At 49.7% G+C, this 13,673-nt stretch carries 13 protein-coding genes; 8 read left to right on the top strand and 5 right to left on the bottom strand.

Annotation, left to right across the window (positions count from 1 at the left end; genetic code table 11):
- Window positions 1–93: 93 nt before the first annotated feature.
- Window positions 94–1,101, bottom strand: coding sequence for a FecCD family ABC transporter permease (locus AM231_RS18055; protein WP_053491926.1), 1,008 nt, complete (start codon window positions 1,099–1,101; stop codon window positions 94–96).
- On the bottom strand, window positions 1,101–2,141 hold the full coding sequence (locus AM231_RS18050; RefSeq protein ID WP_054403904.1) for a FecCD family ABC transporter permease: 1,041 nt from the start codon (window positions 2,139–2,141) through the stop codon (window positions 1,101–1,103). Before AM231_RS18050 ends, AM231_RS18055 begins: the two co-directional genes overlap by 1 nt.
- A 151-nt stretch (window positions 2,142–2,292) precedes the next feature.
- Here AM231_RS18050 and AM231_RS18045 point away from each other — a divergent pair, with 151 nt between their 5' ends.
- From AM231_RS18045 to AM231_RS18035, 3 genes are all read left to right on the top strand, one after another.
- The gene (locus tag AM231_RS18045; protein ID WP_054403903.1) at window positions 2,293–3,309 is read left to right on the top strand and encodes an iron-hydroxamate ABC transporter substrate-binding protein; all 1,017 of its coding nucleotides are present in this window, start codon (window positions 2,293–2,295) and stop codon (window positions 3,307–3,309) included.
- Window positions 3,310–3,451: 142 nt separating this feature from the next.
- On the top strand, window positions 3,452–4,159 hold the full coding sequence (locus AM231_RS18040; RefSeq protein ID WP_054403902.1) for an RNA polymerase sigma factor: 708 nt from the start codon (window positions 3,452–3,454) through the stop codon (window positions 4,157–4,159).
- 89 nt (window positions 4,160–4,248) lie between these two features.
- A complete protein-coding gene (locus AM231_RS18035; RefSeq protein ID WP_054403901.1) occupies window positions 4,249–4,623 on the top strand; it encodes a VOC family protein in 375 nt (124 codons plus the stop codon).
- Between the two features lie 152 nt (window positions 4,624–4,775).
- On the opposite strand, the gene AM231_RS29165 is transcribed toward AM231_RS18035, so the two are convergent.
- On the bottom strand, window positions 4,776–4,919 hold the full coding sequence (locus tag AM231_RS29165; protein WP_009595787.1) for a hypothetical protein: 144 nt from the start codon (window positions 4,917–4,919) through the stop codon (window positions 4,776–4,778).
- Window positions 4,920–5,213: 294 nt separating this feature from the next.
- Here AM231_RS29165 and AM231_RS18030 point away from each other — a divergent pair, with 294 nt between their 5' ends.
- Window positions 5,214–5,978, top strand: coding sequence for an exodeoxyribonuclease III (locus AM231_RS18030; protein WP_054403900.1), 765 nt, complete (start codon window positions 5,214–5,216; stop codon window positions 5,976–5,978).
- 104 nt (window positions 5,979–6,082) lie between these two features.
- Here AM231_RS18030 and AM231_RS18025 read toward each other — a convergent pair whose 3' ends face one another.
- The gene (locus tag AM231_RS18025; RefSeq protein WP_054403899.1) at window positions 6,083–6,982 is read right to left on the bottom strand and encodes a LysR family transcriptional regulator; all 900 of its coding nucleotides are present in this window, start codon (window positions 6,980–6,982) and stop codon (window positions 6,083–6,085) included.
- Between the two features lie 148 nt (window positions 6,983–7,130).
- Between AM231_RS18025 and AM231_RS18020 the strand changes: the two genes are divergently transcribed.
- Together AM231_RS18020 and fabV are read left to right on the top strand one after the other, a co-directional pair.
- Window positions 7,131–7,880, top strand: a complete 750-nt coding sequence (locus AM231_RS18020; protein ID WP_054403898.1) for an SDR family NAD(P)-dependent oxidoreductase — start codon at window positions 7,131–7,133, stop codon at window positions 7,878–7,880.
- Between the two features lie 225 nt (window positions 7,881–8,105).
- Window positions 8,106–9,296, top strand: coding sequence for an enoyl-ACP reductase FabV (fabV, locus tag AM231_RS18015; protein ID WP_054403897.1), 1,191 nt, complete (start codon window positions 8,106–8,108; stop codon window positions 9,294–9,296).
- A 118-nt stretch (window positions 9,297–9,414) separates the two neighbouring features.
- Here fabV and AM231_RS18010 read toward each other — a convergent pair whose 3' ends face one another.
- Window positions 9,415–10,110 carry a GyrI-like domain-containing protein gene (locus AM231_RS18010; protein WP_054403896.1) on the bottom strand — a complete coding sequence of 232 codons (696 nt, stop codon included), beginning with the start codon at window positions 10,108–10,110 and terminating at the stop codon, window positions 9,415–9,417.
- Between the two features lie 94 nt (window positions 10,111–10,204).
- Between AM231_RS18010 and AM231_RS18005 the strand changes: the two genes are divergently transcribed.
- The gene (locus tag AM231_RS18005; RefSeq protein WP_054403895.1) at window positions 10,205–10,699 is read left to right on the top strand and encodes a GyrI-like domain-containing protein; all 495 of its coding nucleotides are present in this window, start codon (window positions 10,205–10,207) and stop codon (window positions 10,697–10,699) included.
- A gap of 271 nt (window positions 10,700–10,970) precedes the next feature.
- Window positions 10,971–13,604 carry a winged helix-turn-helix domain-containing protein gene (locus AM231_RS18000; RefSeq protein WP_082341742.1) on the top strand — a complete coding sequence of 878 codons (2,634 nt, stop codon included), beginning with the start codon at window positions 10,971–10,973 and terminating at the stop codon, window positions 13,602–13,604.
- Window positions 13,605–13,673: the final 69 nt, after the last annotated feature.

Genomic DNA, 13,673 nt, shown 5'->3' with positions numbered 1-13,673 from the left:
TAATAATCAAGCTCAGACGCATTATACAAAACAACGGCGATTACCTCCGAATGGATTCGGGAGGTGATCGCCGTCTTTTTTAAACTCATTCAATTAATCCTTGATCAACAAATAAATAAAGTAGGGTGCTCCGAGACATGAAACGACTAATCCTACAGGGATCTCGGAAGGGGCCATCAGGTTCTTGCCGATCATATCAGCCACAAGAAGTACAAGAGAGCCGAGAAGTGCAGAGACAGGCAGCATTCCCTGATGACGGGGTCCCACCAGTTTTCGGGCCAGATGCGGTGCAACAAGTCCCAGGAACGCGATGCCTCCACCAACGGCTACGCAGGCGCCTGCTAGTGCAACGGAGATGAACAGCAGTATTCTTCGCTCGCGCTCTACCGTAACGCCAAGTCCCGTTGCCGTGTGGTCCCCTAAATTGAGCACGTTTAAATTTTGGGATTTATACAGCGCCCAAGGAATCAGCAGAAGAATCCACGGGAGGATGGCATAGACATACTCCCAGCTTGCTCCCCAGATGCTTCCGGACAGCCAAATGGTAGCCTGCATAAAATTGTTAGGGTCCATCATGAGCTGAAATACGATAATGAGCGCTGCAAAAGCGGCGTTAATTCCGATCCCTACGAGAACCAGCCGGATAGGCGTCACGCCTTGCTTCCAGGCAAGCGTATAAATCAGGAATGCGGCAAGAAAGGCACCGAATAACGCGGCGAAAGGCATCATATAGACGGATAACACGCCTGAACTGAAGGAGCTGCCTTGAAAATAAAAGATATACAGTACGACAGCTAGTCCCGCTCCAGAGTTAATGCCGAGTATGCCTGGGTCTGCAAGCGCGTTTCGCGAAACGCTTTGCAGAATGGCGCCTGATACGGCGATGCCGGCACCGATCAGTATGGCGATAACCATGCGGGGTAACCGAAAGTGCACGAGCACGGTGTAGTTCTGCTCGGATCCTGTCCCGTTGAAAGCTTTTATTACCTCAGCGAGCGGGATTTTCATGGTTCCCATATTCAAGCTAACCAAGAACACGGCTGCAATAGCCAGCAATAGGATCATCGAGACGGACATGACTTTTCTTGTCGTATTCATCATTACAGCCCCCTCCCTTCCCGACGTGCAAGATAGAGGAAGAAGGGAACACCGATGATCGCCGTAATGGCACCGACAGGCGTCTCAAACGGAGGGTTGATCATTCGCGCCGCCACATCGGCAAACACCAGCAGAAGTGCTCCCACGACAGCAGAGCAGGGGATGATCAGCCGATAGTCAGGGCCTACGATGAACCGAACGATATGCGGGATGACGAGGCCTACAAATCCTATCGTTCCGCCTACAGCCACCGCTGCACCCGTTAGCAGCAGGACAACGAGCGTGCCCAGAAACTTGACAATCCCCGTTTTTTGGCCAAGTCCGGTGGCCACCTCTTCGCCCAGGCTCATCACGGTAATGGATCTGCTGAGCGCCAGCGCGAGCAATAATCCGATAATGACGACAGGGATCAGGAGCTGCACGTTCACCCATTGCACGCCCGACACGCCTCCGGCATACCAGAAACTGATATCTTTGGCAACGTTAAAGTGGATGGCAATGGCTGAGGAAATCGAGCTCAGGAGTGCGGTAACGGCAGAGCCGGCCAGCGCCAGCTTGACAGGTGTCAGTCCCCGCTTCGATAACGAGCCGATCATCAGCACCAGTCCGGCACCGAGACCCGCACCTGCGAATGAGAGCAGCATGAGTGTGGTGTTGGATGCAGATTCCATAAAGGCTAATCCGATCGACATCATGAAGGTAGCTCCGGCAGTGACTCCCATAATGGAAGGGGAGGCGAGCGCATTTCTGGTCATGCCCTGCATGATGGCTCCCGATACGGCCAGGGAACTGCCGATTAACGCAGCTGCCAAGGCCCTCGGCATACGCAGTCTCTGGATAATCTGGTGAGCGGTGGAGCCCGCATCGAAGTGGACAAGTGCTTCCCATATGGTGGACAATTGGAAGTTCGACGCACCATAGATAATCGAGGATGCCATAGCGGCCGCGAGGAGACCAAGCCCTGCCAGAATGACGACCGCAGCTGTCTTGGGGCGGTAGATTGATTTTGAAGTTGTTTTGTTCATGGGTTGATTTGCTTGCATAGTCACCTTAACCTTCATGTTGATAAAAAATTTAAAATAACGTATTGTAATTGAGAATGAATTTCATTATCATGGTTATTATTATAGCACTTCACCACAAGATTGCTAGTGATCTGTGCAGAAAAAATATACATAAAGGGGACCTATAACAATGAGTCGGTTCAAGAAAAAAATATGGATAATCGCAGGACTATTGGCAGCTTTCACGCTGCTTGCAGCTTGTGGAAATAGCAAGGACGCAGCTGGGAACGAGCCAACGGAGGCGCAAGCACCAAGCGAGCAGAATGGCGGCAACGAAGCCAAGCCAGACGAAGGAAGTACAGAAGCCAAGACAGAACGGACACTGACAGACGCCATGGGCCATGAGGTGAAAATTCCGGCTGAGCCGAAACGGGTGATTGCTTCTTACTTGGAGGATAACCTGGTGGCATTGGGCATTACCCCGATCGCGCAGTGGTCGGTCAAAGGCGGAAGCGTCCAGGATTATCTGCAGGACGCATTGAAGGATGTGCCTACGATTGAGCATGATCTTCCCTTTGAAGCGGTAGCCAGCTTCCAGCCGGATCTATTGATCATGGACTCGGCTTCCATGGTAGAAGGCAACAAGTACAGCCAATACGAGAAGATTGCTCCAACCTACGTCATCGGCAATGAGGTCAATAACGATTGGCGCGAAGAGCTGAAGAAAGTGGGAGAAATCTTTGGCATGGAGGAGGAAGCGCAAGCGGCGCTCGATAAATACGAGCAGAAGGCAAAGGATGCCAAGGAGAAAATCCAGCAATCGATCGGTGGTGAATCTGCTGCAGCGATTTGGCTTGTCGGCGGTAAATTGTTCGTCGTTAGCGAGACGTTGTCCAGCGGTGCCGTCATGTACGGTGACTTGGGTCTCACGGTTCCGAATGTGGTGAAGGAAATCTCGGCATCGGCTACGGGCAACTGGTCATCCATTTCCCTGGAGAAATTGGCGGAACTCGACGCGGATCATCTGTTCTTTATTAATAGTGACGGCGAAGGGGCAGAAGTGCTTCAGGATCCACTCTGGGCGAATATTCCGGCGGTTAAGAACGGCAACATCTATGAATATGGAAAAGATACGAGCTGGTTGTATACCGGCACGATTGCCAACAGCCAGATCATAGATGATGTGCTGGAGAGTTTGGTGAAATAAACGCTATCAGATTGAACGTGCAGCCGTCTTCCCGATGTTGATCGGGGAGGCGGTTTTTTGTATGCATAGATGGGCAGGAATGGCATGCAAACAATCAGCAGGAAAACGCGGGTACTCACAGAACTAGTTAGCGAGGTGATTCATGATGCCGGAGTATATGCTGGACTTATCAAATTTGCAAGCTAAGCTGCACGTGTACTGTATGCGAATATCAGGGAATCCATGGGAAACGGAGGATCTGCTGCAAGATGTCATGATGAAAGTGATGCGCGCGGTTGAAACCGATCCTGAAAGACAGCTGTCCAATGCTTATTTATATCGCATAGCAAGCAATGCATGGAAGGACCGAATGAAGAAGGATAGGCCAGGGATGCGGGTTTCCGAGGATTTTTTAGGGGATAGGGCGGCCGAAGATGAGGGTTTATCCACCAGGGAACTTGTGGAGGACTTGGCGAACCGGTTGTCTCCACGGGCAATGGTTATTTTGCTGCTCATGGATGTATTTGATTTCACGGCCAGGGAAACGGCTGGTTTTCTCTCCATGACTGAAGGGACTGTACAGGTGTCCCTCGGACGTGCGCGGATAAGGCTGAAAAAGCTGCATCGCTTACAGCAAGCAGGCATTGAACCTAGGCCGCAAGAGAGAACCCGGACAGATACAGAGGAGGCAGGGCTGGACATGGATGCACTTGTGGACGCTTTTCGGAGAAGAGATCCCAAAGCCATATGCGCCTCGTACCTTCAATTGACGAAGCAGCGGATAAGGATAAGCAAATTGGGCTGGGTTCGTGGAGTTCTTGCATTTTATATAGAAGATCCGGACGGAAACGTGTGGAAACTTACGGAATAATTTTTTTTGCACCCTGTTTGGTTTTAGCCCGAAATGTCGTTTCTTATGTGTTGGAAGCTATATAAGCAATTCAAAGAGGAGGATGAAGAATGAGCAGACCCCCACTATACGGCGTTGGTATCTTCGTACCGGTTAGTGATCTGAAGCGTTCGACGGCCTGGTATACAGAAGTGCTCGGGCTTGAAGTGATTCACATGGATGAACCGAATGCGGTTGTCATGCGAATGAATGATGAGAAAGTGACTTTCTGCCTCGTAAGGTCCTATGAGGTGAAGCAGCCGGATTTTCCCAAGAATGAGTATGGCGTGGGGCAATATTTCAATCTACATACCACGAATGTGAGTGAAATCCATCAACGACTGGCTGCTAAGGGAGCCGATGTGGGGGAGATTGAGGATTTTGATGAGTTCAAAGGATTCTCCCTGACGGATCCTGACGGCAACCGCTTTGGGGTAACAGAGTAACGCAGCGAGGAGCAGAATTGCTATATCCGATAGGCACCGCCTTGGTCAAAAATATCGAATAGGAAAACACCCATTTCATTGCCACGGCAAGGATGGGTGTTTTTGCTGCTCCGGTGGATTATCGAATGTGCATCGATCGTGTTATCAATCCACTATTCCTGATCTCGACAGTGCTCCTCGGCCGCCGAAGTAAACTCTTCCTCATTCTCGGAAGCAAGCTTGTCACCGTATTGGTCCAAACGTTCAGGACTGCTGGAAGGACCGTCGTTCTTTGGTTTGCTGTTTCTGCCTGTCATGCTGTACTCCTCCTTATGTGGGGTTCTCATCGATTGCGGGCGTACGAATGATCGCACTTCGCGAACGTTTATGTTGTTCCTGATTTGGCGCGGGATTATGCACGTAACCACAATTTCGCTTCATGCTTTGCGCAAGGACATTTGCGCCTTCAGTCATGAGTTGTTGATGAAGTTATGGTGAAAGCGCCCGAAGCTGCTTGTTCGTTCCGGCCGTGACGTGATACCATAATAGAATTTAGAAGATTCATAGATTCAACACGCTTAAACGATATGGATATCACGGAGGTTGCGTAAATGAAGTTAGTGTCATGGAACGTCAACGGATTGCGGGCCTGTGTAACGAAGGGCTTTATGGATTATTTTCAACAGGCGGATGCCGATATATTTTGCGTGCAGGAGACGAAGCTGCAAGCCGGGCAAATTGAGCTTGAATTGGGGCCGGAGTATCAACAATATTGGAACTATGCAGAGAAGAAGGGATATTCGGGTACAGCAGTATTTACGAGAATCGCACCTTTGTCCGTACGCTACGGTTTGGAAGAAGACAGCGAGCCTGAAGGCAGAGTGATCACGCTGGAGTTTGAAGATTTCTATCTGGTGAATGTGTATACGCCGAATGCGAAGCGTGATTTGAGCAGGCTGGATTATCGGCTGGAGTGGGAGGAGCGTTTCCGTACTTATTTGCTACAGCTTGACGAATCAAAGCCCGTGATTGTATGTGGTGACTTGAATGTGGCGCATCAGGAAATCGATCTAAAAAATGCCAAGTCCAATCATGGTAATTCGGGTTTCACCCTGGAAGAACGGGGCAAAATGACCGACCTGCTGGCAGCTGGCTTTATCGATTCCTTCCGTTATTTCTACCCGGATCGCAGAGACATCTACAGCTGGTGGTCGTATATGGCCAAGGTAAGAGAGCGGAATATCGGCTGGCGCATCGATTATTTTCTGACGTCTGCCCGTTTAAGCGAAAAGCTAAAGGACGCCGAAATCGACTGTCATGTTATGGGCAGTGATCATTGCCCTGTGAGCTTGACGCTAAGCGAGTCCTTACGATAATACGGGTTTCTATACAAAAGCCAACCGAAAGAGCAGGAGAGCGGAAAAGTCGCATCCCTGCCTGTCGGTTGGTTTTTTGTGTTCGGTTACGAATATGAGGGTGTTCATCCAATCTGATGCTTCAGCCTGTCCAAAAAAATTGATGCCGGCTTCGACAGGTGATGGGTACCGAGCTGGACCCAACCGAATGAGGAGGCAGTGTGGCCTGCGGGCATCTCCAGCTCCAGTGTGACGATATTTCCTGATGGTACCGGAGTAAAGCTGGAGAATGACAAATCGACCCCCACTGTAAGTGCAACATTCTCTTCAACGATCTTCTGGATGACCCTCGTCTGGTTGGTTGAGAAGAGAATATCCATTTCTCCGTATTGCTCTTCGAATGCATCCATCAGCTTTAACAGACTGTCATCCTTGTAGAGAACCAACGGATGTTTACGGAGTTCTTCGGGTGTAATCGATTGCCGCATGGCCAGTGGCGATTGACGGCTCACACCCACTACGAAATTGCTCTCCAGCAGCTTGCCGAAATGGAGACCGCGATGGTGTTGAATGATGGAATCATCAACAAATATCAGGCCGATATCCGCATGGTTTTGCTTGATATCCTCAATAATATCGAGCGTCGGTTTTTCCGTGATTTCGAGTTTGATATGTGGGAAGTCCTTCTTAAATTGGATAATGGCATCGATAGACAGCGTTAAGGGTACCGGAACGGTAGCAATCCGCAAAGATCCGCCCAGCAGGTTGGAATATCCTTCGGCTTCTGATTTCAGCTCCTGAAATTGTTCCAATATGGCATAGGCCTTCTGGAGAATTCGCTGGCCTTCCGCTGTGGGTACGGCACCAAGCCGCGAGCGGGTGAACAAGGAGAAACCGAACTCGGCTTCCAGGCTGGACACGGCTTGGCTGACGGCGGAAAGGGTGACATTGCAATTCTGAGCGGCTTTGGTTAATGAGCCTGTCTTGGCCGTCTCTACAATATATTCCAGTTGTTCAAGATTCATATGACCTCATCCTTACTTAAATTAAAGTTAAGTAATATTAATTAGGTTTAAATTTACTTAAATATAACGCAGCGTTACAATGAACACAAGGACATGGACACACAATGTTCAAATAATAAAGCTATTTTGCCCAAGGAGGTCATTGATAATGTCAGAACAACGTGTAGCGGTAATTACCGGAGGAGCGAGTGGGATTGGTCGTCAGGTCTCCCTTAAATTTGCTAGAAAAGGTGATCGTGTCGTCGTTGCCGATTTTAATGAGACAGCTGGTCAAGAGACAGTGGACATGATCAAAAAAGAAGGCGGCGAAGCCACTTTCGTTCAAGTCGATGTATCCAAACAAGAAAGCGTTGAGGCACTAGTGGATAAAGCGGTTGAGCTTTACGGCCGGATCGATGTCATGCATAACAATGCGGGGATTGGCGGCGCTGGACCGGTTCTCGAGCAAAATATGGATCTCTACCATCGCACCATTAACGTGAATCAGCACGGGGTTGCCTACGGTATTATTGCGGCAGGCCGAAAGATGAAAGAGCTTGGCATTAAAGGCGTAATCATTAATACAGCATCCGTATTCGGATTCCTGGCTTCGCCCGGAACGTTTGCTTATCACGCTACAAAAGGCGCCGTCATCATGATGAGCAAATCCGCTGCGCTTGAACTGGCACCATACGGTATTCGTGTCGTTGCCGTTGCTCCTGGAGCAGTTGATACACCGATTATCCAAGGCTATAAAGATTCCGGAATGCTGGATTCCATGAGAGCCAAAGTCATGGGCGGAGAATTAACACAACCTGAAGTTGTCGCAGATACCGTGTATCTCGTGTCTCTGGATGAAGCCGCTGCGATTACAGGCAGCGTGGTCATGGCTGACCAAGGGTACGCTTCGTTTAAATAAGTTTAACGGTCATATAAAGGATTACTAAAAACGAGTAACTTTCACAGAACCTCTCCTTTTGAATTGATGCTGACTTCAGCTCTCATCGTTCGAAAAGAGAGGTTTTCTTGTTTTTTACGTCAAACGATTTCCTCTCTTCACAAAAAACAGTTAAAATAGAAGGGAACTTGGAAAAGCATACATACAGTATGAAGCGATGAACCACAAGAAGAGAGGTATATAAATATGATTATTAAACCTAGAACACGAGGATTTATTTGCACCACCTCCCATCCTGTAGGCTGCGAAGCCCAAGTACGGGAACAAATTGATTATGTATTGAAGCAGCCTGGTATCGAGGGGCCGCGCAACGTGCTGGTCATCGGTGCTTCTACGGGATATGGCTTGTCAGCCCGAATTGCTGCCGCATTTGGCGCACGTGCGAATACGGTGGGAGTGTATCGTCCGAGTCAGGCAACGGAGAAACGGACAGCTTCGGCGGGCTGGTATAACTCAGTTGCTTTTGAGAAGGCAGCAGAAGCAGCCGGCTTGAAATCGTTTAGTGTGACGGGGGATGCCTTCACGCAAGAGACCAAAGCCAAAACGGTTGAACTGATCCGTAAAGAGCTGGGCCAGGTTGATCTTGTCGTATACAGCGTTGCCTCGGCGCGCCGTACGCTGCCTGAGACGGGCGAGACGGTCAACTCCGTATTGAAGCCGATCGGACCAGCCTATACCAACAAGACGGTAAACTTCCATACGGGTGAAGTGACGGAGGTAACGATTGAGCCGGCCACGGAAGAGGAAGTGAAGAACACCGTAGAGGTGATGGGCGGCGACGATTGGGAATTATGGATGAATGAGTTGGCGGAAGGCGGCGTTTTGGCTCCTAATGTGACCACGATTGCGTTCTCCTATATCGGCTCCGAGATTACTAAAGCCATTTACCGTGATGGATCGATTGGACAAGCCAAGGATCATCTGGAGGCCACCGCGCTGAAATTGAAAGAGAAGCTCGCTGCCGGAGGCGGACGCGCTTATGTGACGGTTAGCAAAGCGTTAGTGACCCAATCCAGCTCGGCGATCCCGGTCGTTCCGCTGTACGTATCGGCGCTGTACAAAGTCATGAAGGAGAAGGGGCTGCACGAGGGCTGCATCGAGCAGATCTATCGTCTATTCTCCGATCGTCTCTATAAAGGGCAAGAGACGCCGGTGGATGAGAAGGGCCGTATCCGTATCGACGATTGGGAACTTCGTGATGATGTGCAAGCCGAAGTGGCCGAATTGTGGAGCAAGGTTACGAGCGAAAATATTGAAGAACTGACAGACCTTGCCGGTTACCGCCGCGAGTTCTTCCAGCTGTTCGGCTTTGAAACCGACGGCGTGGATTACGATGCGGATGTGAATCCTGTGGTCGATAATCCGAAAGCCATTTAACGAGTAAAAGCGAGTCACGGATCATGATCCGGGGCTCGCTTTTTTTAGCTGGAATAAGACCTTTGCCCCTGTGTAAGGTGTGATTTACCGAAGGATTGATGACGATTCGGGAAGTCTCTTATTCAATTAAAGGGATGTAGATTTGGGCTTTAGAGGCATGTATCGAAGTTCTCAGCTCCAAGCTGTAGAGCGTCGGGTTTGGCTTAAGGCACCGTTGTTTCAACTGCTGGATAACATAGCTATAGGACTGGTCGGTATCCTCCCGGTCGGCATGTCCTTCATGCGTGTACATGGCATATTCCTGTGTCGGCAGGGTTAAACTCACCATCCGCTCTGGCGTATCGCGAATCGTGGTTACCTCGACTCCGGCAACATAGTGATAGATCTTCTGCCGGTTCAAAACAGCTGCAATATATAAGGGACTTGGAGTTTTCTTGCGGATATATGGAATTTCCTCCATGCGGTCCTGGAGTTCCTGCCAGAGCTTTGACTTGAGGGCTTGAGACATATAATAGGCCGTGAAAGGAAGCTTCATCTCCATTCCGACGATCAGGGTCTGCGGTTTGATGATCCGCTGAATGGATTCATTCGTCTGCGCGGATCGTTCTATCATTTGCCGCGATGTCAGCATGGAATATCCGCCGTTTTTCCCCTCATTAGCGTATAAAGGAACACCTAGACGAGACAGCTCGTGAAGATAGCGGAGCATCGTACGGTACGAAACCGAGAATTCTTCGGCTAACTCGCCGACGGTGAAGTTTTGCCGTTCATACACCCGCTGCATGACCTTAAGGATCCGTTCGGTTTTGGGCATGATTTCGCTCCTATGATTTTTTTATACTGTGACAGTTTCTGGCATAGTTCAAGTATATAATGAAATCAAATATAGGATAAAGGAGCATTTACGGATGACTATCGATCAACGAAACGAAGCAGCGGTTACGAGCAAGGAAGCTTTTCAGGCGATAGGATTGAAGTGGGAAGGCACATTTGCCGAAGCGGGTGCAGGCGGGATACGTGCGGTGCATCGGACGCTGCAAGAGCGGCTCGAGGAGATACCCCATGCCTTACATACCGACACGTTGCTGGGGCTATCTTATCACGCAGTTCCCGGCGGTGAGGGATTTATTCATTACGCGGTCGTGGAAGTGGAACGGATCGGCGAAGTTCCGGACGGGATGGTTACGATATCCGTTCCTGCTTTAACCTATGCCACTTGTGCTCATCGGAAAGAGCAGAGCATCGATCAGTCCTATAACAATATCTATGCTTGGATCAAAGAACAAGGTTACTCGGAATATAACCCGGATCATTTAACCCATTTTGAAAAATATCCGATGAGTCAGGATCCTTATGCGGATGACCCCGAATTTATCATCATGATTCCCGTGCAGACCGAGTAGACGGATCAGGTAGGTACACCATATTCGATGACGATGGACTTTCTTCCTGGTGTACAGCGTAATACACAAAGATGCCACCCGCTCTGATGAAGAGCGGTTTTCTTTTATATGAGCATATGAAGGAGTCTTCGAATGGGCAAGGATTGTGAATTGGAGCTTACTGCCCTGTTCACGGAATGGTAGAATAGTACTGAAATGATGGATTAACGCGTCTGGGTGTTATGTTGTCAGCTTATGTCCCAGCCTAAAATTCGAAGTGAGACGGAGGCGTATGATGATAAATGGAACTGAACTCGGTGTACGCGAGCCACTACTGCAGTCGAAATTAACCGTTCCCAGAACGGTGTCCACTCTAATCCCCCGGCCGCGTCTGGATGACCGGCTGATGGATGCGATGTCGGGAAATATGACCCTGGTCTGCGCGCCGGCGGGATACGGAAAAACGACGCTTGTCAGTGAATGGCTGCTGCAGCAGGAGAAACAGACTGCTTGGGTGTCATTGGATGTCAGCGATAATCAAGGCTCCCGCTTTTGGAGGTACATCACGGCGGCCATTGCTAAAGCGTTTCCGACGTATGGGGGTGAAGTCCAACCCGTGCTGCCGCTTCTGCATACGGAAGGTTATGATCAAGGGCTTATCGTGTGCCTGAACATGCTGGATAAACTGGATCAGGAGCTGATCCTGGTTCTTGATGATTTTCATGTGATTCAGAATGAAATTTTGCTGGCGTCATTCGCTTATTTTACGGACTATTTACCCAAGTGCATCCATGTTTGCCTCATCAGCCGTATCGAACCCGCTTTCTCTGTAGCTCGCATGGAAGCCAGGCAGCTTGCCAGCAGACTCAATGCCGAAGACATGCGGTTTACCGAGAAGGAGGGTGCGCAGTTTTTTGAACATAGTGACTTGCCGCTGAACACGGAGCTCTCCTCCGTGCTCGTCAGAAAAACCGAGGGATGGATTACCGGGCTTAAGCTTGCATCCATTGCGATGCGGCGGCAGGAGAATAAAGAGTCGTTTATCCATAATTTTGCAGGGGATAGCCGAGAAGTGAAGCGGTATCTGTTCGAAGAGGTATTCTCCGCTCAGGGCGATCGGATGAAGCAATTTTTGCTTACATGCTCGATCCTGAAGCGTTGGAATGTTTCCTTAAGCATGGCTGTGTCCGGATTTGAGGATAGCCGCGAGCTAATCGAATCGATAGAACGTTCTCATCTGTTTGTCGTGGCACTGGATGATAAGGGAGAATGGTTCCGGTTTCATCATTTGTTTTTGGAATTTTTGCTAAGACGCCTTGAACAGAATGAACAGGTTAATAAGAGATTGTTATATAAGGCAGCCGGCGATTGGTGTTGTGAACAGCGCCTTGAGGAGGAAGCCGTTGAGTATTACTTGCAAGGCCAATATTACGAGCAGGCCGTATTGGTGTTAAGCGAGATGACTTCCCGCGTCGTGGATTGGGAATGGTCGAATCTACAAAAATGGTTATCTGCGATTCCGAGCGATATTTTGCTTCAACACCCGGTTCTCTTTTTCTCCTATGCCAATTCGTTGATTGCCGAGGAATCTGGGGAAATCTCTGAGGGAGAAGCGCTGCTGCATCAAGCGGACGCTTGGTATGCCGAAGCCTATGAGGGATTGAGCGAGGTGCAGCACCATGAATATTTGGCGATGTCACATTATGTACGCGGCACGTTAATGGTATTTGGGCGGAAAGATCTGAAGCTGGCCAAGCAGGAGTATGAGCAGGTCGTGCGATACGCTCCGAATGGCATCAAAATCATATTCGGCCAACCGGAGAAGCCCCTGCAGCCAATCACGGTAAAAACCTATAAAATTGGACGCGGCCATGCCTCAAGGTCGATTGCAGCGCCTTACACCATGCAGATGGCAGAGGTGTATCAGGCTGTGAATCCGATTTTTCTAGGCAAGTTATATCTTAATCATGCGGAAGTACTCTACTATTGGAATGATCTATCGGCGGCTGCCGATTATGTTTCCAGGGCGATGACGTGGATCAGTCAAAATCCTAACCGGCCGGAGCATGATCTTGTAGCGAGCTGGATCCTCCAGGCGAAGCTCAAGGCGGCAGAGGGCCATATGTTTGAAGCTCTGGAACTGCTTGAAGGCGGACAGCGGAGGATGAAGTGGATGGACATTCCCCGGGGAATGGAAATTTTACACCTGGAGGCCATACGTCTCCAATTGCAATACGGTGATCCGGTGCCTGCACTGGCTTGGGGGGAACAGTGCCATTTATCCAGCCGGGACAGGGTGTCTGTCTTTGAATTATTTGACTATCAGTTGTTTGCCCGCGTTCTCGTTCTACAAGGTAGATGGGAGGAGGCCGAAGAGCTGCTGGACCGGCTGCTGTATCTTGCGGAGAGTGAGATGAGGCCGATCGATGAGGCCGAAATCTTATGTATTACAGCAGTGATGCTGCAGTCCAGGGAGGAGCAGCGCAGAGCCCTGATTCAGCTTGAAGAGGCACTCCAGGTATCGGAGGCCAATGACTTCACCCGGATATTCCTCGACGAGGGCGCTACGGTCATGGGAATGCTTCATGAATTGATCCGCGCGAAGCAGCGGGGACAACACCGTGGGAAAGATTCCGCCTCTCTTTCATTTGTCAGATCGATTCTGGCCGCAGCGGATGGAATGGCCGAATCGGTGGATTCACCGCTGGAGGCTCTATTGACGTCCAGGGAGATGGATGTTTTTCAAGGACTGCTCGATCATCTGAGCGGAAGGGAAATCGCAGAGAAACTGAATGTTACCTATGAAACGGTGAAGACGCATCGGAAGCGGATCTATAGCAAACTGAATGCAGCCAATCTGAGTGAGGCGATTGCGCAGGCCGAGAAGCTAAGCGATCCCAAGAGAACGAATAAACTTCAAACTTGATGTAATGTATCCATATTCCACCTCCTCTATCCCCCCTCAGGGGGATTTTTTGTTTTCCGCGTTGTCTTA

The sequence above is a fragment of the Paenibacillus solani genome (assembly GCF_001277345.1).
GTDB lineage: Bacteria > Bacillota > Bacilli > Paenibacillales > Paenibacillaceae > Paenibacillus_AQ > Paenibacillus_AQ solani.
This window is presented reverse-complemented; position numbering and strand designations above follow the sequence as displayed.